The 20,358-nt window shown below is 64.2% G+C and carries 20 protein-coding genes; 13 read left to right on the top strand and 7 right to left on the bottom strand.

What is annotated here, in order from left to right; translation table 11 throughout:
- Positions 1 to 77: 77 nt before the first annotated feature.
- Positions 78 to 848 carry a hypothetical protein gene (locus LCM4577_RS00495; RefSeq protein WP_131803395.1) on the bottom strand — a complete coding sequence of 257 codons (771 nt, stop codon included), beginning with the start codon at positions 846 to 848 and terminating at the stop codon, positions 78 to 80.
- Between the two features lie 254 nt (positions 849 to 1,102).
- Between LCM4577_RS00495 and LCM4577_RS00490 the strand changes: the two genes are divergently transcribed.
- Positions 1,103 to 2,074: a GIY-YIG nuclease family protein gene (locus tag LCM4577_RS00490; protein ID WP_071069000.1), complete on the top strand. Its 972-nt coding sequence runs from the start codon at positions 1,103 to 1,105 to the stop codon at positions 2,072 to 2,074.
- 68 nt (positions 2,075 to 2,142) lie between these two features.
- Here LCM4577_RS00490 and LCM4577_RS00485 read toward each other — a convergent pair whose 3' ends face one another.
- The 3 genes from LCM4577_RS00485 to LCM4577_RS00475 form a co-directional block, all read right to left on the bottom strand.
- A complete protein-coding gene (locus LCM4577_RS00485; protein ID WP_071068998.1) occupies positions 2,143 to 3,312 on the bottom strand; it encodes a PLP-dependent aspartate aminotransferase family protein in 1,170 nt (389 codons plus the stop codon).
- Positions 3,309 to 4,745: a pyridoxal-phosphate dependent enzyme gene (locus LCM4577_RS00480; protein WP_071068996.1), complete on the bottom strand. Its 1,437-nt coding sequence runs from the start codon at positions 4,743 to 4,745 to the stop codon at positions 3,309 to 3,311. The genes LCM4577_RS00485 and LCM4577_RS00480 overlap by 4 nt, the downstream gene beginning before the upstream one ends.
- 403 nt (positions 4,746 to 5,148) lie before the next feature.
- On the bottom strand, positions 5,149 to 6,489 hold the full coding sequence (locus LCM4577_RS00475; RefSeq protein WP_071068994.1) for an FAD/NAD(P)-binding protein: 1,341 nt from the start codon (positions 6,487 to 6,489) through the stop codon (positions 5,149 to 5,151).
- A gap of 653 nt (positions 6,490 to 7,142) precedes the next feature.
- On the opposite strand from LCM4577_RS00475, the gene tauA reads away from it, so the two are divergent.
- From tauA to LCM4577_RS00415, 12 genes are all read left to right on the top strand, one after another.
- On the top strand, positions 7,143 to 8,156 hold the full coding sequence (gene tauA, locus LCM4577_RS00470) for a taurine ABC transporter substrate-binding protein (RefSeq protein WP_071068992.1): 1,014 nt from the start codon (positions 7,143 to 7,145) through the stop codon (positions 8,154 to 8,156).
- 166 nt (positions 8,157 to 8,322) lie between these two features.
- Positions 8,323 to 9,096, top strand: a complete 774-nt coding sequence (locus LCM4577_RS00465) for a taurine ABC transporter ATP-binding protein (RefSeq protein ID WP_071068990.1) — start codon at positions 8,323 to 8,325, stop codon at positions 9,094 to 9,096.
- Positions 9,093 to 9,956, top strand: coding sequence for an ABC transporter permease subunit (locus LCM4577_RS00460; protein WP_071068989.1), 864 nt, complete (start codon positions 9,093 to 9,095; stop codon positions 9,954 to 9,956). Before LCM4577_RS00465 ends, LCM4577_RS00460 begins: the two co-directional genes overlap by 4 nt.
- Positions 9,957 to 9,979: 23 nt before the next feature.
- The gene (locus LCM4577_RS00455; protein WP_041012523.1) at positions 9,980 to 10,183 is read left to right on the top strand and encodes a hypothetical protein; all 204 of its coding nucleotides are present in this window, start codon (positions 9,980 to 9,982) and stop codon (positions 10,181 to 10,183) included.
- A 331-nt stretch (positions 10,184 to 10,514) separates the two neighbouring features.
- On the top strand, positions 10,515 to 11,486 hold the full coding sequence (locus LCM4577_RS00450) for a sulfonate ABC transporter substrate-binding protein (protein ID WP_071068987.1): 972 nt from the start codon (positions 10,515 to 10,517) through the stop codon (positions 11,484 to 11,486).
- 76 nt (positions 11,487 to 11,562) lie between these two features.
- A complete protein-coding gene (gene ssuD / locus LCM4577_RS00445; RefSeq protein ID WP_041012356.1) occupies positions 11,563 to 12,720 on the top strand; it encodes an FMNH2-dependent alkanesulfonate monooxygenase in 1,158 nt (385 codons plus the stop codon).
- Positions 12,717 to 13,496, top strand: a complete 780-nt coding sequence (locus tag LCM4577_RS00440; RefSeq protein ID WP_071068985.1) for an ABC transporter permease subunit — start codon at positions 12,717 to 12,719, stop codon at positions 13,494 to 13,496. Before ssuD ends, LCM4577_RS00440 begins: the two co-directional genes overlap by 4 nt.
- Positions 13,497 to 13,503: 7 nt before the next feature.
- The gene (locus LCM4577_RS00435; RefSeq protein WP_041012358.1) at positions 13,504 to 14,304 is read left to right on the top strand and encodes an ATP-binding cassette domain-containing protein; all 801 of its coding nucleotides are present in this window, start codon (positions 13,504 to 13,506) and stop codon (positions 14,302 to 14,304) included.
- A 534-nt stretch (positions 14,305 to 14,838) separates the two neighbouring features.
- Positions 14,839 to 15,201, top strand: a complete 363-nt coding sequence (locus tag LCM4577_RS00430; RefSeq protein ID WP_040986334.1) for a septal ring lytic transglycosylase RlpA family protein — start codon at positions 14,839 to 14,841, stop codon at positions 15,199 to 15,201.
- A 283-nt stretch (positions 15,202 to 15,484) separates the two neighbouring features.
- Entirely contained in the window at positions 15,485 to 16,762 is a 1,278-nt protein-coding gene (locus LCM4577_RS00425) for a polyhydroxyalkanoate depolymerase (RefSeq protein ID WP_071068983.1), read from the top strand.
- A 198-nt stretch (positions 16,763 to 16,960) separates the two neighbouring features.
- Positions 16,961 to 17,578, top strand: coding sequence for a transglutaminase-like cysteine peptidase (locus tag LCM4577_RS00420; protein ID WP_071068981.1), 618 nt, complete (start codon positions 16,961 to 16,963; stop codon positions 17,576 to 17,578).
- Between the two features lie 470 nt (positions 17,579 to 18,048).
- Positions 18,049 to 18,294 carry a hypothetical protein gene (locus LCM4577_RS00415; protein WP_041010129.1) on the top strand — a complete coding sequence of 82 codons (246 nt, stop codon included), beginning with the start codon at positions 18,049 to 18,051 and terminating at the stop codon, positions 18,292 to 18,294.
- A gap of 69 nt (positions 18,295 to 18,363) precedes the next feature.
- Here the strand turns inward: LCM4577_RS00415 and LCM4577_RS00410 are convergent, their stop codons facing one another.
- Genes LCM4577_RS00410 through LCM4577_RS00400 form a run of 3 tightly spaced genes read right to left on the bottom strand, consistent with a single transcriptional unit; the run spans position 18,364 to position 20,353 of the window.
- The gene (locus tag LCM4577_RS00410; protein ID WP_041010012.1) at positions 18,364 to 18,732 is read right to left on the bottom strand and encodes a helix-turn-helix domain-containing protein; all 369 of its coding nucleotides are present in this window, start codon (positions 18,730 to 18,732) and stop codon (positions 18,364 to 18,366) included.
- The gene (locus LCM4577_RS00405) at positions 18,729 to 19,253 is read right to left on the bottom strand and encodes a Smr/MutS family protein (protein WP_041010011.1); all 525 of its coding nucleotides are present in this window, start codon (positions 19,251 to 19,253) and stop codon (positions 18,729 to 18,731) included. Before LCM4577_RS00405 ends, LCM4577_RS00410 begins: the two co-directional genes overlap by 4 nt.
- Positions 19,250 to 20,353: a murein transglycosylase A gene (locus tag LCM4577_RS00400; RefSeq protein WP_071068978.1), complete on the bottom strand. Its 1,104-nt coding sequence runs from the start codon at positions 20,351 to 20,353 to the stop codon at positions 19,250 to 19,252. The genes LCM4577_RS00405 and LCM4577_RS00400 overlap by 4 nt, the downstream gene beginning before the upstream one ends.
- Positions 20,354 to 20,358: the final 5 nt, after the last annotated feature.

Genomic DNA, 20,358 nt, shown 5'->3' with positions numbered 1-20,358 from the left:
AAGTTGGCTCACTGTAAAGTGTAATCCGGAATTGCAAAGCCCGGACGAATAGTCCACGGCGATTACACTCTTGGTGCTTAGGACGGCTGATCACACCACCATCTGGATTCATGAATATCTATCGGCGTCGCGCTGCAAGCTGGGCAATGCCAAAAGTTCTTAGCTAGTTGCGTCCCGCTGAATTCCCCATCGCAGTGGAGACAAAACCACTCGGAACTAACGCCACCAAAAAGAGGGTGCTGAGCATTGCCTTCGGCATCTGGGATTGTTGACCGGCGCGGCCAATCCGAGGCGATCCGTGCATGTACCTGTGCGGCCCGCATATTGGCTGCAGCCATCGCTTTGGCTAAGAAATTTTCGTCCGAAATCGGATTTAGTTTGAGCCGCCGATCCGTAAGGTGAACTTCAGGTTTGGCTGTCGGAGCTTCGGGGATCAGAATTCGCCACCCCCGTCCCTCCATGATCACATCGTCTAACAGGACCATGAGTCGGAATTGATGTCCGTCCAATTCTCCAGTGATCTCATCTGCCGAAAAGGGATCGTAATTAGTTTGTGACGTGGAGCTGGTTATCGTTAGCCCCACGACTTGAGAAAATGGGCTCAAAGCTGCCCCTCCAATGTCCTTTGACCTTAGAGGGTTCACGGCGCCCAACAGATTTTCCGCAGCCTCTAAGTCTGTCGACGATGGGCGCCATCCTTTCTTGAAGTCACTCATGAGTGCATTCCAGTGAGGGAAGCCCAGCTCACGCGCGATTAGCTCAAGAGCGTCAATGTGCTTGGTCCGCTGGGCGCGCGCCAGCCTCTTCGCAAGCGTTTTGATGATGTCGAGATTTTCTGTCGTAGCCATGATCCATTCCTGATCTCAAACGGACTCGACAAGGTGCCCACTGCAAGTCGAATCCGCCCAATCGGGAACGGCATCAACACAATCTGAAATGTCGCACTGCCATTAGCTTCGCATGATGGGCACACCGGCCTGTGCGCAAGGCCGACTCCGATTTTGAACCGCTGTCCGCTTGTCGTCAAGCGCCAAAGGCGAAGACAAACGGGAGGTGTATCTAGTACACCTGCTGCGGAATGCTCCGAGGGGACGGCAAAATAATGGTTGAGTCAAAGCAGGTATGGCTTCGCGCATTTTGGGGGTTTGATCCAGAAAACGAGGGTTACTACGGCTTCACACACGAGGGAGATCGCATAGCGTTTGCTAAAAACGCTAAAGCGGGAGACTGGGTGCTTATTTATGGAGCGATCAGTCATCATACGGCTGACAACGAAAAGCGCCAAGCGCTAGGATTTTTGGAGCTATCTGAAGAGTTCTGTTTTGACGTCGACCGTATGTCCCAACAGGCGATTGATCGACGGGAGAAAGGAAAATTTTCGCATAGATGGAATTTCGGGCTGAGGGTCACGCGCGCTTGGCGGCTTCACAACAACGTCCATATTAAGCACATTGCGGTCGAGGCGTATGCAAACTTGCATCGTTTCGAACGAACTACGCGTGGCATCCTTCTCAATGCGAAGGAACAGGAGCGGGCGCTTAGCTATCCGATATATGAAGTTAACGTTTTTGGTGAGTCTCCGATACCCGCCACCGCCGTTTTGGATACGGCTCAAGCTGCAACTATCTTCGAGCCGTCCAAAGGGCCTCCACCGAGCTTCGGCATAAAGACGGTTATCACTGAGGACGGTGAAAACAAAATTTATCTTATGAAGTTCTCTGGCGCAGTCGAAATCTTGCTTGGTAAAAGCCATTCAGATTATGGAAAAAAGCTATTCAAGGTAGGACGAAGCAATGATCCCAGGCGCCGGCTTTCCGAGCTAAACTCGGGGTTTCCGAAATCGTCAGTCGTTAGCTGGCAGCTGGTCTCAACTCACCCCTATAAAGACGGCCAATCAGCTCACAATTCAGAGACATTGTTGAAGAATGTATTCGCGACGAAGTTCGATTCCGTTGGCGGAGAATTCTTTATTGGGTCAGAGATCGATATCCAGAGCGCCTTTGTTCAGCACTGCGTCTCAGCTTCGCCCGTGATTAAAGGTGCACCGGCGAAACTCAAGAAAAAATTCGCATAGAAGCTCCTGGCGTTAGGTGCAGCCACGTTGAATTGTTGCGTGCGCGGGATAACGCTGCCGGCTAGGTGTTATTCTCGCAGCGCCTGCTCCAGATCCGCGACCAGATCATCCCCATCCTCGATCCMGCAGGACAGCCGCACCAGCGAATCCGATATGCCGATGGCGGCGCGTTTTTCCGCCGGGATCGAGCCGTGCGTCATCAGCGCGGGATGCTCGATCAGGCTTTCGACGCCGCCCAGGCTTTCGGCCAAAGTGAAGAGCTGGGTGCGTTCGAGGAAGCGCTTCGTGCCGGCAAGGTCGCGGTCGAGGTCGACCGAGATCATGCCGCCGAAGGCGTGCATCTGCTGGACGGCGATGGAATGCTGCGGGTGGCTGGCGAGGCCGGGATAGATGACCCGGCGGACGTCTTTCCGCGTTTCCAGCCATTGCGCTATTTTCAGGCCGTTGGCCGAATGGCGTTCCATCCTCAGCGCCAGGGTCTTGATGCCGCGCAGGGCGAGAAAGCTGTCGAACGGGCCGGAAATGCCGCCGATGGCGTTCTGCAGGAATTTCAATTGGGCGGCGAGATCCTTGTTGTCGCCGACCACGGCGACGCCGCCGACCATATCGGAATGGCCGTTGAGATATTTCGTCACCGAATGGACGACGATGTCGATGCCGAGCTCGAGCGGGCGCTGGATATAGGGGCTGCAAAAAGTGTTGTCGGCGACGGTGAGCAGGCCCTTGCGTTTAGCGAGCGCCGCGACCGCTTCGAGATCGACGACGCGCAGCAGCGGGTTGGTCGGCGTCTCGACCCAGAGCAGTTTCGTTTCGGGCCGGATCGCCGCCTCGACCGCGGCAAGGTCGGTGAAGTCGGCAAAGCTCACCTCAAGGCCGGCGGAGCGCTTGCGCACGCGCTCCATCAACCGGAACGAACCGCCATAGATGTCGTCGGTGGCGACGATATGGGCGCCGGAATCGAGGAGCTCGAGCACCGTGCCGATCGCCGCCAGGCCGGAGGCGAAGGCGAAGGCGGCCGAGCCGCTTTCGAGGTCGGCGACGGCGCGCTCGAAGGCGAAGCGCGTCGGGTTCTGGCTGCGGGCATATTCAAAGCCCTTGTGCACGCCGGGCGACTGCTGGCCGTAGGTGGAGGTGGCGTAGATCGGCACCATCACCGCGCCGGTGAGCGGGTCGTGGCTCTGGCCGCCATGGATGGTGCGGGTGGAAAAGGCCAGGCGGTTCTTGCCGTTTGAAGTCATTTTGCGCGGCGCCTCAGATGGTTGATCAGGTCGATACGGGTTATCAGGCCGATGAACTCATCGCCATCGAAGACGATGGCGACCTCGTTGCGGTCGAAGACAGGCAGCAGCGCATCGAGCGTCTGATCGGCCTGCAGCGTATGCAGGTTGGACGTCATGGCCGTGCGCACCGGCGCGTTGAAGCGGTCCCAGCGGCCGTCATAGGGGCCGTCGACCTTGGCCAGGATGTCGCTTTCGTCGACGATGCCGACCAGCCTGCCTTCATCCAGCACCGGCAGCTGCGAGACATCGGAACGGCGCATGCGGCCATAGGCGTTGAGCAGGCTTTCCTCCGGCCCGACCCAGACGGTGTCGCCGGTGCGGTGCGAGCGCATGACGAGGTCGCGCAAATCGCCATGCTGCTCCTGCTCGGCAAGCCCCTGCTCGGCCAGCCAGAAATCGTCGAAGACTTTCGACAGGTATTTGTTGCCGCTGTCGCAGACGAAGGTCACGACGCGCTTGGGCGCCGTCTGCTCGCGGCAATAGCGAAGCGCCGCCGACAACAGCGTTCCGGAGGACGAGCCGGCCAGGATGCCTTCCTTGGACAAGAGATCGCGCACCGCCAGCATGCTCTGCTTGTCGGGGATGGAATAGGCCTTCTTCACCAGCGAGAGATCGGCATTGGGCGGCACGAAATCCTCGCCGATGCCCTCCACCGTCCAGCTGCCGGCCTCCTCCATCTTGCCGGTCTTGATCAGCGGCGCCAGCACCGAGCCGACCGGATCGGCCAGCACCATCTCGGTCTTGGGCGAATGCTTTGCGAAAAAGCGGCCKAGGCCGGTGAGCGTGCCGCCGGAGCCGACGCCGACCACCACCGCGTCGACATCGCCCTCGAGCTGCGAGAAGATTTCCGGGCCGGTCGTCGTCTCATGCGCCAGCGGGTTGGCGGGGTTGGCGAACTGGTTGGCATAGAAGGCGCCGGGCAATTCAGCGGCGATCTTCTGCGCCATGTCCTGGTAATATTCGGGATGGCCCTTGCCGACATCGGAGCGGGTCATGCGCACCTCGGCGCCCAAGGCGCGCAGGTGCTGGATCTTCTCGCGCGACATCTTGTCGGGCACGACCAGGATGATGCGGTAGCCTTTCGGGATGCCGACCTGGGCGAGGCCGAGGCCGGTGTTGCCGGCGGTCGCCTCGACGATGGTGCCGCCGCGCTTCAGCGCGCCCGACTTTTCCGCCGCCGCGATCATCGACAGCGCGATACGGTCCTTGATCGAGCCGCCAGGATTCTGGCTTTCGAGCTTGATGAACAGGCGGCATTTGCCGGTGTCGAACCTGGTCAGCTCGACGACCGGCGTCTGGCCGATCAGGTCGAGCACCGAGGCGTAAGGCGGGCGAAGTCTCGACAGATTGGTGTCCGCGCCGCCGGGCGCTGCTTTTGTCTGCTCGCTCATCTCAGGTGCTCCATGGAAGCAGTTCGATGCGGATGATTGCAATCTTGCGCATCGAGCCGCCGGAATCCATTCCGGCTTCGCGGTTCGCGCGAGGTGTCTTTTCCAGCCCTTTGCCTTCGGAAAGAAGATAGATCGTGCCAATCCAGCGGCGAGTCGAGGAATGGAATTTCGCGGAGAGGGCTCTATCGCCTCTCCCGTTTGAAGGCCGGCGGGACAGCGCCCCCCTCTGTCCTGCCGGACATCTCCCCCACTTGGGGGGAGATCAGCAGCTCCGCCCGTAGCGCCTTTTCTGCAATATTGGCGATTGGCGAAAGCCGCGGCGACAGCCAATCTCCCCACTTGTGGGGGAGATGGCCGGCAGGCCAGAGGGGGGCGCCGTAGAGCGCCTACCTCGGCAGAAATTTCACCCCAGCAGCTGCCTGCTCAGCTTCGCGCTTTGCACGCGTATATCCGGGATGGCGTCGATCTCGAAGAAGGTGCCGCGCGTCAGCGGCCCGACGGCGAGCAGCTTCGACGACACCGTGCCGTCGGCGGCGATCAGCTCGCATTTCGCCGTGACGTCGAGGCCGAGACGCAGCGGATCGGGCCGCGCCAGGCCGCGTTCGATCAGCGAACGCACGACGCCGTTCGAGGTCCTCGAAATGTCGCGGGCAATGCCCATGCAATCATAGAGGCGGGCGACCTCCAGGGTCTCGATATCCTGCGTGCCGCGCGGCTGGATTTTTACGACGAAGCTGCCGTTCGCCGCGATATTCACAACCCTGCCGGCGACGAGGCGGATGCGGCCCGACCTGACCGCTTCGGTGACGCGCGCGTAGACTTCCGGCGCCATGCGGTGGCGGTGGATGTCCCACCAGGCCTTGGTATGCTCGACGAAGCGGCGCTTGGCCGAGGACGGCCAGTTCTGCCAGATCGTCTGGTTGAAGGGTCGCAAACCGTCGACGACGTCGCGCCAGTCGCCGCCGGCCTTCTGGGTCTCGCGGATCAGGTTGCGGAACCAGGCGACGAAGTAGGAAAGCTCAGTGCCGAGCGGAATATCGGCGATATCGAGCTTGATCGGATTGCCCTTGCGGTGCGGCGACGGCAGCAGGCCGCGCCGCGAGACCGCGACGATGGCGCCGCGATGGCCGCGCTGTTCCAGCGACAGGAAGGCGTCGACCATGCTCAGGCCCGTGCCGAGCAGCAGGACGGCGGCCTCAGGATCGAGCGCGGTGTCGGCCTCCGTTCCCATGCGGATCGCATGGCCCTGGAAGGCGCCGGGCTGCTCGTCATGGCCGGTGGCCAGAACGGCGAGATGCGCCACGACGCTGGTGCCGTTGGCAAGCGCCACCTCGACGCCGGCCGGCGTCGGCGAGATCGACAGGCTCTCCTCGGCAATCAGCCGCAACCGGCCGGTCTCGCGCTCTCGTTCCACCAGATCGTCGAGCAGCTCCTTCAGGTAGCGCGCATAGAGGCTGCGCGGCGCGTAGAACGGTCCCTGGTCCGGCTTGGCGAAGCCGCGCTCCAGCACCCAGCGCGCGAAATGGGTGGGGTCGTCGGCATAGGCGCTCATGCCGGAGGCGTTGACGTTGAGCACATGCGCCGAAAGCAGCGTCGAATAGGCCATGCCCTGGCCGAAATGCGGCCGCTTCTCGATGAGCGTGACGCGCAGGTCCGGATTGGGTGATTTGAGCAGATGCGCGGCCAGCACGACGCCGCTGGCGCCGCCGCCGACAATGATGATGGAATTGGCGCGTCCAACCATGATTTGCGAGCCGAAACGTAACGGAGCGGTCAGCGCGCGACCAGCGCCGCGGGCGGCCCCGGCCGCAAGCCACGAACGATCGCCGGAACGGTCTTCAGAAGGTCGCGCATCGTTCTCTCACTCCCAATGTTGATAAGATTACTATACTAAGCGAGCCAGGCACGAAACCGGCTTTTCAATTCACCTGCCCTTTGAAGCATGGATTTGCCGAGACGGGGTGACAGGAGAATTTTCGTTCGCTGGACCGATCACCCTTGGCGATTGGCTACGCCATCCCTTTCGGTCGTCATTCCAGGGCGGAGCAAGGAGCGAAGCGACGCGCGCAGACCCTGGAATCCATGCCGTGACATCCAGGCGATGCCACGGCGCAAAACTATCTGCTGTTGTGCCCGGTCTTTATTCTGCACCGTGCTACCTATCATGGATGTAATGGCATGGATCCTAGGGTCTCCGCTTCGCTTCGCCCTAGGATGACGAAGGCGCGGCACACCAAACCCTCTCCGCGACCGTCCTTTTGCGCTTCCGCCGCCGGTACCCGGCGACACTTTTCCAACAAAGCGCGCTTCGTTGGAAGGATTTAACTCTACAAACCCGATAGAATTAACGGACGATAGAAAGGCAGCCCAGTTTTTCGGGGTTTATGGAGCCTTTCAATGTCAATCCTTTCACGACGCGTTCTGCTTTTCTCGTCGGCGGCGCTTACGGCCGCCGCCCTGCTCGGCCCGGCCAGCGCCGAGGACCTCAAGATCACCATCGGCTACCAGACGGTGGTCGAGCCCTCGAAAGTGCCGCAGGCCGACGGCGCCTATGAAAAGGCGACCAAGGCGGCGATCGACTGGCGCAAGTTCGATTCGGGCGCCGACGTCATCGCCGCGATCGCTTCCGGCTCGGTCGATATCGGCTATGTCGGCTCGAGCCCGCTGGCCGCGGCCGCCAGCCGCGAATTGCCGATTGAGACCATCTTCGTCGTCGGCCTGATCGGTCCGTCGGAAGCGCTGGTCGCCCGCAACGGCGCCGGCATCGAGAAGGTCGCCGACCTCGCCGGCAAGAAGGTCGCCGTGCCGTTCGTCTCGACCACGCATTACAGCCTGCTCGCGGCGCTGAAGCATGAAGGCGTCGACCCGAAGTCGGTCGAGATCCTCAACCTCAGGCCGCCGGAGATCGCCRCCGCCTTCGCGCGCGGCGACATCGACGCGGCCTATGTCTGGGATCCGGCGCTCGGCCAAGTCAAGACCACCGGCAAGGTGGTGCTGGACTCCTCGCAGGTGGCCGCCTGGGGCGCGCCGACCTTCGACGCCTGGATCGTGCGCACCGATTTTGCCGAAAAGCATCCCGAGGCCGTCCGCGACTTCGTCAAGGTGACCGGCGAGGCCTATGCGCAGTTCCTCGCCAAGCCGGAGGCCTGGTCGGTGTCCTCGCCGGAAGCGGGCAAGATCGCCAAGCTCACCGGCGCCAAGCTGGAAGAGGTGCCGGAGCTGCTCAAGGGCTATGTCTTCCCGTCGCTCGAGGAGCAGGCCTCGGACAAGTTCCTCGGCGGCGCCACCGTCAAGGCCGTCGCGGCGACATCCGCCTTCCTCAAGGAGCAGGGCAAGGTCGACGCGGTGCTGCCCGACTATTCGAAATATGTGACGGCCAAATACGCCAGCGAGGCGCTCGCCTCGAACTGAGCTTTCTCCATGCAATTCCCGGAAGGATGACCGCCTTTCCGGGGATTGTTCGGAAGCGCGGCGCCTTCTTCCCTTGGCCTTGCGCTTGCCTGTCCCGAAGCCGCTTACGAGGCGCGGCTTCGGGGCGGGCCCCAGGATACAACGCCCTGATCCAGTAGAGGCCCGAATGACGCATCTCACCCTCGACAAGGTCAGTGTCCATTATGACGGCCAGCCGGCGCCGGCGATCGAGCGTGTCTCGCTCGACATTGCGAAAGGCGATTTCGTCGTGCTGGTCGGCCGGTCCGGCTGCGGCAAGACCTCGCTGCTCAACGTCGCCGCCGGCCTGGTCGAGCCCGTAGGCGGCCTGGCCGCGGTGGGTGGCCGGCCGATCACCGGACCCGGATCCGACCGCGCCGTGGTGTTCCAGAACGATGCTTTGTTCCCTTGGCTGACGGCGCGGGAAAACGTCGCCTTCGCGCTCAGGCTGCGCGGCGTGCCGGCCGACAAAAGGGCGCGGCGCGCCGACGAATTGCTGTCGCTGGTCAAGCTCGGAGACGCCGGCGACAAGCATATCTGGGAGCTTTCCGGCGGCATGCGCCAGCGCGTCGGCCTTGCCCGGGCGCTCGCCGCCGAACCCGAATTCCTTCTGCTCGACGAGCCGCTCGGCGCGCTCGACGCGCTGACGCGCGAGCGCATGCAGACGACGCTGCTCGATCTGTGGGCCGCCGCCCATGTCGGCGTGCTGATGGTGACGCACGGCATCGAGGAAGCGCTGGTGCTCGCCACCCGCATCGTCGTGCTGGCGCCGGGGCCCGGCCATGTGGTGCGGACATTCGAAACGCATTTCGGCCGCCGTTACGCGGCCGGCGAGCCGATCCGCGCGATCAAGGCGGATCCCGCCTTCGCCGCGGCCCGCGCGGAGCTGACCGACGCGATCTTCGAAGGAGAGGCGGCATGAGCGTCAGCGCCTATAGCGAACGTCCAGCTGCGAAATCTGGCGAGAAAGACGGTTTCTCCGTGCCATGGTCGCGGCCGCGGCCAAAGCCGAGGCGGGCGGTTTCGGCCCGGCTGATCAGCGCGATCACCATCCTCGTGCTGCTGGCCGCCTGGACGGTGGCGGCTTCGCTGCAGCTGGTATCGCCGGTCTTCCTGCCCTCGCCCGCCGCGGTCTGGGCCAAGTTCGTCGTCGTCGCCCGCGATGGGTTCGTCGACGCGACGCTGCTCCAGCACATCCTCGCGTCGCTCTGGCGCGTGTTCGCCGCGCTGATCGCGGCCATCCTCGTCGGCGTCCCGGTCGGCCTCGCCATCGGCATCAGCCGGATCGGGCGCGGCGTGTTCGATCCGCTGCTCGAGTTCCTGCGGCCGATCCCGCCGCTCGCCTATCTGCCGCTGATCATCATCTGGTTCGGCATAGGCGAGCCGTCGAAGATCCTGGTGATCGCCATCGCCATGCTGGCGCCGGTGGCGCTGTCGACGGCCGCCGGGGTGCGCGGCGTGTCACGCGAGCGCGTCGACGCGGCGCGCTCGCTCGGCGCAACGCGCGCGCAAGTCATCCGTCATGTGGTCCTGCCCAGCGCGCTGCCGTCGATCCTCACCGGCCTGCGCATCGCGCTCGGCGCCGGCTGGTCGACGCTGGTGGCGGCCGAGCTGGTGGCGGCGACGCGTGGGCTCGGCTTCATGATCCAGTCGGCGGCGCAGTTCCTGGTCACCGACGTGGTGGTGATGGGCATCCTGGTGATTGCGATCATCGCCTTTGCCCTCGAATTCATCATCCGCCGGATCGAGCGCGTGCTGGTTCCCTGGGCGGGGCGGGAATGAACGAAAGCGAAGGAGTAGGACTTGTGACCCATTCCACCGCGGTGCTGTTTGCGCATGTCGGCGCTTGGCTGTTGCGTCTGCCGCCGAGCGACAAGGAGCGAAGAGACGACCGGCCGCCGCAGGACGAAGCGAAATCGCCGACCCCAGTGTCGTTTGCAGGCGAACGCGATCGCCTGCCGCCGCGCGACGAGAGTTTCTACTGGGCCTGGCAGTACTGGTCGCAGTGAGCGGGTCGTCATCGCGCGCAGACCCTAGAATCCATTCCGTTACACCCGCCGAAGATTGCTGCGGTCCAAAAAAGAGATGCAACCGCTGGCGCAGCAGTGCAAATGCCTGCACCGCCACGGCGCCTCGAAGTCACGGCATGGATCCTCGGGTCTACGCGCGTCGCTTCGCTCCTTGCTCCGACCGTGGATGATGAAAGGAGGCTGCGCGCAGAAAATAATTCCATCAAACTTGCCGAACTCGCAAGATCGTTCCTCTACTAACTTTATAGATTTACCTAGCCTGACCTCATTCCCAACGGCCCGGCAGCCCCGGCCATCGAAGGAGAGGGTCATGTTCAATCTGACGAGACGCGCTTTTGGCGRCGGCCTGCTGGCAGCGGCGGCCTTTGCCGCATCCTTTGGGACGACGTCCTTGGGCGCCGCGGCGCAAGAGCTCAAGGCCTTCAACATCGGCTACCAGAAGACCGGCCTGCCGGTGATCGCCAGGCAGCAGCAGATCATCGAAAAGGCGCTGGCCGACAAGGGCGTCACGGTGAAATGGGTCGAGTTCACCGCCGGCCCGCCGCTGGTGGAAGCCTTGAATGTCGGCGCCATCGATGTCGGCTGGACCGGCGACGCGCCGCCGATCTTCGGCCAGTCGGCCGGCGCCAACATCGTCTATGCGGCGGCGCTGCCGTCGAATGGCGACGGCGAGGCGATCTTCGTCAAGCCGGCCTCGCCGATCCAGTCGCTGGCCGATCTCAAGGGCAAGCGCATCGGCGTCGGCAAGGGCACCAGCGCGCATAACCTGCTGGTCGCGGCGCTGGAAAAAACCGGCATCGCGTTCGACCAGGTCACGCCGGTCTATCTCAGCCCGGCCGACGCGGCCGCCGCCTTCGCCAGCGACCAGATCGACGCCTGGGCGGTATGGGATCCGTTCTTCGCCATCGCCGAGACCCGCTATCAGCCGCGCGTGCTTGCCCGCTCCAGCGACGTGCTCAAGGTCAACACCTATTTCCTCGCCAACAAGGATTTCGCCAAGGCGCATCCGGATTTCGTCTCGACGACGATCGGCGCGCTCGGCGACGCGGCCAAATGGGCCGACCAGAACCGCGACAAGGTGGCCGAGGCGCTGCATGAGGTGACCGGCGTGCCTCTCGACGCGCAGACGATCGCCGCCAACCGCACCAAGTTCGGCATCTATCCGATCACCGACGAGATCGTCGCCGGCCAGCAGGCGACGGCCGACCGCTTCTTCAAGCTTGGGCTGATCCCGAAAGCGGTGCGGATATCCGACGCCGTCTGGACCGCGCCTGGCAACTGATTTCCTTCCACGGCGCCGGGCGGCGAACGTCCCGGCGCTGCCCTTGTTTTCGACTGTCTTTGCCCGGGTGTCAGCCATGACCGCATCACCAAGCCCGCTCGATTTCTTCTGGTTCATCCCCACGCATGGCGACGGTTCCTACCTCGGCACCGAGAAGCAGCAGCGTCCGCCCGAGTTCGGCTACTTCAAGGAGATCGCGCAGGCGGTCGACAGGCTGGGTTTCCCCGGCGTGCTGTTGCCCACCGGGCAGAACTGCGAGGATTCCTGGATCACCGCCACGGGCCTCGCGACGCTGACCGAAAGGCTGAAATTCCTGGTCGCGCTGAGACCCGGCGTGACGCTGCCGACCTTCGCGGCGCGGCAGACCGCGGCGCTCGACCGGCTGAGCAACGGACGCCTGCTGCTCAATGTCGTGGTCGGCGGCAATCCGACCGAGCTTGCCGGCGACGGCGTGTTCCTGCCGCATGACGAGCGCTACGCGCAGGCGCAGGAATTCCTCGCCATCTGGCGCGGCCTGGTCTCCGGCGAGCGGGTGAATTTCGACGGCAGATATTACCGCGTCGAGAACGGCCGCCTCGACCTGTTGCCGCTGCAGGAGCGGCCGCCGCTCTATTTCGGCGGCTCCTCCGACGCCGGCCAGGAGCTCGCCGCCGACCTCGTCGACATGTATCTCACCTGGGGCGAGCCGCCGGCGCAGGTCGCCGCAAAGATCGCCTCGGCACGTGAGAAGGCGGCGCGACGCGGCCGCAAGCTGCGCTTCGGCATCAGGCTGCATTTCATCGTGCGCGAGACCGAGGACGAGGCCTGGCGCGCCGCCGAGCGGCTGATCAGCCATGTCACCGACGCGCAGATCGAGAACGCGCAGGCGCGTTTCCTCAAGGAGATGGATTCGGTCGGGCAGCGGCGCATGGCCGAGCTRCATGGCGGCCGGCGCGACCGGCTGGTCGTCTCGCCGAACCTTTGGGCCGGCGTCGGCCTGGTGCGCGGCGGCGCCGGCACGGCGCTGGTCGGCACGCCGGAGCAGATCGTCGAGCGCATCGGCGAATACCAGGCGATCGGCATCGACACCATCATCGGCTCCGGCTACCCGCATCTCGAGGAAGCCTACCGGGTCGCCGAGCTCCTGTTCCCGCGGCTCGGCCTCGGCACGCAGCGGCAGCGGGCGCACAAGGACATCGCCAACGAATTCACGGTCGGCTTCCACGGCGCCGGCCGCCTGCAGGCGGCGTCATGAGCCTGGCTGTGCGCCTTGCCCGCAACGGCGCGGCAGGCTGGCTGCTGCCGGCGGCAATCATCGCCGGCTGGGAAGCTGCCTCGCGCGCCGGCCTGATCCCCGCCAACGTGCTGCCGGCGCCGAGCGCGGTGGCCGAAGCCTTCTGGCGGCTGACCTTGTCGGGCGAGCTGATCCGCAACATCGGCGTCTCCACTTTGCGCGCATTGTCGGGCTTCGCCATAGGCGGCTCGATCGGCTTCGCGCTCGGCCTCGCCAACGGATTGTCGCAGCTCAGCCGCGGCCTCACCGACACGACGCTGCAGATGATCCGCAACATCCCGCATCTGGCGCTGATCCCGCTGGTGATATTGTGGTTCGGCATCGACGAGGAAGCAAAACTCTTCCTGGTGGCGCTCGGCGTGTTCTTCCCGATCTATGTCAACACGCTGCTCGGCATCCAGGGCGTCGATCCGCAGCTGGTCGAGATGGGCCGGGTCTATGGGCTGGACCGGCGCGCCTTGTTCTTCCGCGTGATCCTGCCCGGCGCACTGCCCTCGATCTTCGTCGGCCTGCGCTATGCGCTCGGCATCATGTGGCTGACGCTGATCGTCGCCGAGACGATCTCGGCCAGTTCCGGCCTCGGCTACATGGCCATGCAGGCGCGCGAGTTCCTTCTGATCGATGTCGTGGTGCTGTCGATCCTGATCTACGCGCTGCTCGGCAAGCTCGCCGACAGCCTGGCCCGCCTGCTCGAACGCCTGTCGCTCGGCTGGCATCCCGCCTTCCAGAAAGGATGAAAACAAGATGCCGGCCGCTACCCTCACCGCACGTTCCCTCATCGCGACGCCCGCGCATGCGCGCACGATCGGCTCGGTCGAGGGCCGCCGGGCCTTCGCGTTCAAGGAGGTGGGGAAACGTTTCGGCGACAAGATCGTGCTCGACGGCATCAGCCTCGACGTGCGGGCCGGACAATTCCTGGCCGTCATCGGCAAGAGCGGCTGCGGCAAGAGCACGCTGCTTCGGCTGCTGGCCGGGCTCGACCGCCCGAGCAGCGGCTCGCTGACCCTCGGCACCGACGAGGAAGGCCACGGCCGCACGCGCTTCATGTTCCAGGAACCACGCTTGCTGCCCTGGATGAGCGTGGTGAAGAATGTCGAGATCGGGCTGACCGGCATTGCCAGCGGCGCCGAGGCCAGGCAGCGGGCGCTTGCCATGCTGGACGAGGTCGGGCTCGCCGACCGCGCCGGCGAATGGCCATCGGTGCTGTCGGGCGGTCAAAAGCAGCGCGTGGCGCTTGCCCGCGCGCTGGTCGGCCAGCCGCAGATCCTGGCGCTGGACGAGCCGCTCGGCGCGCTGGACGCGCTGACCCGCATCGAGATGCAGCAGCTTCTGGAGCGCATATGGCTCGACCAGAAGTTCACCGCCGTGCTGGTGACGCATGATGTCGGCGAAGCCGTCGCGCTCGCCGACCGCGTCGTGGTGATCGGCGCCGGCAAGATCGCTCTCGATCTTGCCGTGCCGGTGGCCCGGCCCCGCCGGCACGGTTCGGCGGAGCTTGCCCAGATCGAAGGCGCCATCCTGGACCGCCTGTTCAGCCGCGGCTGAGCGCGGCGCCGGCCGGCAATCCAAATCACACGCGCAAGGTCCGATGCGCGAGCGGTTCGCCCAGCGTAGCCCGAGCACGCCGACCAGCATGGTGAGGAGGCCGATATAGAGCCATCGCGTCTGGCCGGTCATGAAGCTGCCGCCGACAAGGCCAAGGCCCTGCAGCGACCACAGCGCGCCCAACCCCAGTATAATCAGCGCCAGCACAAACCTGATCAATCGCATCGGCTGGACCCTCTCCAAAAGTCGATCCTGAACGGCGACAGGGACGCAACAAAAGACGCTGAGGAATCGAAATAGTTCGGTTCCCCTGTACTGCAAATCTTGAGGACCGATCTTGCCCGGAACGTCCCGGATGCCGGTCCGATATTCATCAAGAATACGCCTCTCCGGCTCCAGAAATATCATGACAAACTGTTTCGCGGCGACTCCAAACGTGTGCCACCGCCATGGAACCGCCAGAAGGTTGCCGCATTTCCCGCCTCATTCGGCACTTAGGCGGGGCTACTCGATCAACGGAGCCACCCCCAAAGCATGAAGAAAACCAACCGGACCGCGCTTGTCGCGGTAACGATCGCGGCTGGCCTGATGGCAGGCGCATCGTCCGCCTCCTCGGCCGCCGCGCAGTGCGGCCGCGCTTCCTGGTATGCGCTGCATTCCAGAACCGCCTCAGGGGAACGCATGAACCCCTCGGCACTGACCGCCGCCCATCGCTCCTTGCCCTTCGGCACCAAGCTCAGGGTCACCAACAAGAACAACGGCCGCAGCGTCGTCGTTCGCATCAACGATCGCGGCCCGTTCGTGAGGGGACGCATGCTGGATCTCTCCCGCGGCGCCGCCAGCCAGCTGGGTTTCATCGGTTCCGGCCACACCGCCGTCTGCATGGCGCGCGTCTAAGCCTTCTGTTTGTCGCACCACGATCCAAGGCGAGCCTCAGGGTTCCGGATCGTGGCCGGTGTCCGGCATGAGGGCCGGACACATATCCTTCACATTTCGGCAGCGCACAGTGAGCCGGCTCGCCCGCTCAAGCCCGATTTCCAACAGGTTGAACCAAAGAAGCATTCGTCAGACAAAATGACGTATTGCATCGCAACAATATCTTGTTAACCTCGCCGGGAGACATTCAAGGCTCGGCGCTGTCCGTCGTCCCTTTGGTCGTCGGCCGGCAGCGGGGTTCGCGATGTTCTACCAGCTCTACGAAATGAACCATGCGGCGCTGCAGCCCGCGCGCCTTTATGCCGACGCGGTGCGGCTCTTCTACTCCAATCCGCTCAATCCGATTTCCCACACCCCCTTCGGCCRCTCGGTGGCTGCGACCGCCGAGCTCTTCGAGCGCACCACACGTCGCTACGGCAAGCCGCAATTCGGCCTGGACAAGACCGTGGTCGACTGGAAGAGCGTCGCCGTCACGGAAAAGACGGTCTGGTCGAAGCCCTTCTGCAATCTGATCCGTTTCGAGCGCGCGCTGCCCACCGGCCGCAAGCCCGACCCGAAGCTTTTGATCGTGGCGCCGATGTCGGGCCATTACGCGACGCTGCTGCGCGGCAYGGTCGAGGCGATGCTGCCGCATGCCGACGTGCACATCACCGACTGGGTCGACGCCCGCATGGTGCCGGTCTCGCAAGGCAGCTTCGATCTCGACGACTATATCGACTATGTCATCGAGATGTTCCACACGCTTGGCCCCGACACGCATGTGATGGCCGTGTGCCAGCCTTCGGTGCCGGTGCTGGCGGCGGTGGCGGTGATGGAGAAGCGCGGCGATCCTTTCGTGCCCTCGACCATGACGCTGATGGGCGGCCCGGTCGACACCCGCCGCAACCCGACCGCTGTCAATCTCCTGGCCGAGGAGAAGGGCATCGACTGGTTCCGCGACAATGTCATCATGCAGGCGCCGTGGCCGGTGCCGGGCTTCGGCCGCGAGGTCTATCCGGGCTTCCTGCAGCTTTCGGGCTTCATGAGCATGAATCTCGACCGCCACATCATCGCCCACAAGGATTTCTTCATGCACCTTGTGAAGCATGACGGCGACAGCGCCGAGAAGCACCGCGACTTCTATGACGAGTATCTGGCGGTGATGGACCTGACGGCGGAGTTCTACCTGCAGACGGTCGACACCGTGTTCGTGCGCCACGCTCTGCCGAAGGGCGAGATGACGCATCGCGGCGAGCCGGTCGAGCCGAAAGCGATCCGCAACGTCGCGCTGCTGACCATCGAGGGCGAGAACGACGACATTTCCGGCCTCGGCCAGACCCAGGCCGCGCATGACCTTTGCGTCAACATCCCGGCCGACAGACACGCGCACTACATGCAGCCGGCCGTCGGCCATTACGGCGTCTTCAACGGCTCGCGCTTCCGCTCGGAAATCGTGCCGCGCATCGTCGACTTCATTTCCAGCTATGGCCGCCAGCAGCGGGTGGCGACAAAACCGAAGCTGGTCCGTTCAGCAAAAAGCTGATTGCGGCGGACCGTGCCGGAGCGGACTTCCGTTCCGCCGCTAGACGGCGGCCGCTGGTGTTGCGCCGGTGCCTCTGTTGCGAAAGTGCCGCTACGGGATCGTCCAGGTAACCATGCCGTCAAACGAACCGTCGTCTCTAATTGACACGGACTGTATATCGCCTTTAACGTTTCGTTAATAAAGAACAGGGCGGGGGCGATGACTTCCTCAGCGATGACGCGGATTCTGCGTTTGTGCGCAGTCGCAGGACTGGCGATCTCTGCGCACTGGGCGGTGCCGGCCTGGGCGGCGGGCGCGATGGCCACGGGCGGCCTGACGTCGCAGCCGATCGGCCATTATGATTTCTGCAAATCGCGTCCGAACGAATGCAACATACATCCGGCCGATCTCGAGCCGGCCAAGATGACGGATGGTTTGTGGCGCCGGCTGATCACCGTGACCGCCAAGGTCAACGCCGCCGTCAAGCCGATGAGCGATCTCGATCACTATGGCAAGGATGAAGTCTGGGCCTATCCGGACGACGGCTATGGCGATTGCGAGGACTACGTGCTGGAGAAGCGGCGCCAGCTCTATCGCTTGGGCATGTCGCTGGCCGATCTTCTGATCACCGTCGTGCGCAAGCCCGATGGCGAAGGCCATTCGGTGCTGACGGTGCGCACCGACAAGGGCGACTACGTCCTCGACAATTTGACCGACAAGGTCAAAGCCTGGGACGCGACCGGCTACCGCTTCCTCAAGCGCCAGGCGATCGACAACACCGGACGCTGGGTCTCGATCCGCGACGGCCAGGCGGTGCTGGTCGGATCGGTGCAGTAGGCGGAGCTGGGCGCCCTGCTTTCTTCACGAGCGCTCTACCTCCCTCCGCGGTGGGTGGCGAAGCGGACCGCGCGGCGCATGCCGGGCCGGTTTCGACGTGGGGCGAAAAGGCCCCGTGGCTGAAGACGCCAACCTTGGAGATTGGCCGAATCCCTACGTGACGTCGTCATACTCGGGCTTGACCCGAGTATCCATGCCGTGACCCTTACCGTAGAGTGCAACGGTGCAGAATTCTGTAACCGTTGCAAAGCGTTGGCGTAGCGGCATGGATTCCAGGGTCTGCGCGCGTCGCTTCGCTCCTTGCTCCGCCCTGGAATGACGACCGAGCTGTCGTAGCCGCACATTGCAAAGGCCGATGACAACAAAAAGCCCGTAACCGCCTCCGAAAATTTTCAGGCGGCTCCATGAACCGATTCCGTTCAGCCGGCGACACATAGCCGTGAATGGCAARCCCAACCATGGAGACCTCAATGACTGCTTTCCTGCGCAACATCCTACTTGCCGCCGTCGCGGTGTCGGCCCTGACCGGATCGGCCCTGGCGGACGAGACCGTCAAAAGCTGCGCCCAGAAAAACCTCAATGATCTGTGGAGTGGCCATTGCTGTGGCGCCGGCGACGCGAGTTGCATCGGCGGGCACGGTCGCGGCGGCGATCACGACAATGGCGGCCGGGGCAGCCCCAATGGCGGCAGCACCAAAGGCGCCGGCAAGCCCTGATCTCAAGAGTTCAGATGGAGTCGAACCAGCCTGCGGACAATCGCGATCCGCTTGCGCCTGAGGCCGGGATTATAGAGGACGGCCGAGTGCCGTGCGGATCGACGTGCTGAGGCGGCGCAACTCCGCCTCGTCCAGCTTCTCGATGCTTTCGGCCAGAAGGTTGGCCAGCTCGGTCGCCGCCGGCGACAGACCGGACGTGTCGATCCTGACCCTGGGATGCGAGCTTTCGGCGAGCCGGGCAAGATCCTCGGCATCGTCCCAGATGATGTTGAAATAGCCGATGATCTTCTGGATCAGCGTCCAGGTCGGCGCGCCGCGGCGGCCATGCTCGAGCGCCGAAAGATAGGCGGCGCTGACGCCGATGGCCTCGGCCATCGCCTTCTGGCTGACGCCGCGTTCGGCGCGCAATGCCCTGAGCCTTTCGCCGAACGGTGTCATGAGCGTATCCGCCGCAGCCGGACATAGAGCGCGCCCGAGCCGCCATGGTTGCGCGCGGCGTGATCGTGGCTGGAGACGAGATGGCGGAAGGCCGGCGTCGACAGCCAGGCCGGCACGGCGCGGCGCAGGATGCCGTCGCCGCCCGAGGACGACCCCTTGCCGGTGATGATCAGCACATAGCGGATGCCGCCGGCATGCGCGCGGTTGAGGAAGGTGAGCAGCAGCGAATAGGCCTCGTCCTGCGTCATGCCGTGCAGGTCGACGCGGCCTTCGATCGGCAGGCGGCCTTTCTTCAGCTTGTGCAGCGTCTGGTCGTCGAGCGAATGCGCCACATGCGGCGTCTTCGGCTTAACGGCAGCTGCCGGAACGCCATTGGCGGCAGGTCGCGACGGCTCCGGTTTCGGCTCGACGATGTCGGGAATCTCGACGGCGGTCTTGCCTTTCAGCGGCCGGGCCGAGCGCGCCACCAGATTCCACAGGATGCGGTCATCGTCGCTGAGATGGTCGTCGCGGCGGCTCACCGGGTCGCTCCTTTGAGAAGCGCGCGCGGCACCAGCGCATAGAAATCGGCGGCGTTGCGGACCACGCCGGCGATCTCGCCGGCAGCGTCGCCGGAGCCGGCGAAAAGGTCGCCGCGGGCCGGTCCGGTGATGGCCGAGCCGGTGTCCTGCGCGATCATCAGCCGCCGGAACGGTTTCTGGTCGAAGGCGGTGAGCGTCGGCGCGTCGATATAGAAGGGCGTGCCGAAAGTGTGCAGCAGGCGGTCGATCGCGACCGAGCGGCCCGGCGTCAGCGGCACCTTGGCCGCGGCGATCGGCCCGAGCGCCGCATCGTCGACCGCGGCTTCGCGGAAGAAGATGTAGGAGCGGTTCTGCCAGAGGATCTCGTCGACCCGGTCGGGATGCGCCTTGAACCAGGCGCGGATCGACTGCATCGTCACCTTTTCCAGCGGGATTTCGCCGAGCTCGCTCAGGATCTTGCCCGGACCGGTGAAGCGCTGGCCCGATTTCGCGGCATAGGTGACGCGGGCGAGCCTGCCGTCGGTCATCTTCAGACGCGCCGCGCCCTGCACATGGACGAAGAAGGCGTCGACCTTCCCCGCGAGCCAGGCGATTTCGAGGTTTTGGCCGGCAAGCGCGCCGCGCTCGATTTCGCCGCGGTCGAAATATTCGACCGGACCCTCATCCGTCCGGCGGGCGAAGGCCAGATAGGCATCCATGCCGGCCGGCCGGTTGCCGTCGTCGATGTCGATCAGGTCGGCGGGGCGGGACAGCAACGGCACGGTGAACCGCCCGGTCCTGACCGGCGAGGCCTCGACCTCCGGCTCGTAGAAGCCGGTGACGAGACCCGAGCCGTTTTCGCCCCTCACCAGCATCGGCACGAAATGCCGTTCGAAGAAGGACCGCGCTTGCGACCGATTCGGCGCCGAAACGGCGCGCGCCTCGGCATAGGCCTCGACAAAGGCGTTGAAGTCGACGCCGAGCGATCCGGTGCGATAGGGCTTTACCGGGGCGTGGAAGGCGGAGCGGCGGAACGCGGCAAAGGCCGCAGCATGGTCATCCTCGCTCCAGCCCGGCAGGTCATCAAAAGATTTTTCGCTGAAAATGGGAGAGAGCGGCACGACTG

The organism is Mesorhizobium sp. LCM 4577, from assembly GCF_001854795.2.
Taxonomy (GTDB): domain Bacteria; phylum Pseudomonadota; class Alphaproteobacteria; order Rhizobiales; family Rhizobiaceae; genus Mesorhizobium; species Mesorhizobium plurifarium.
This window is presented reverse-complemented; position numbering and strand designations above follow the sequence as displayed.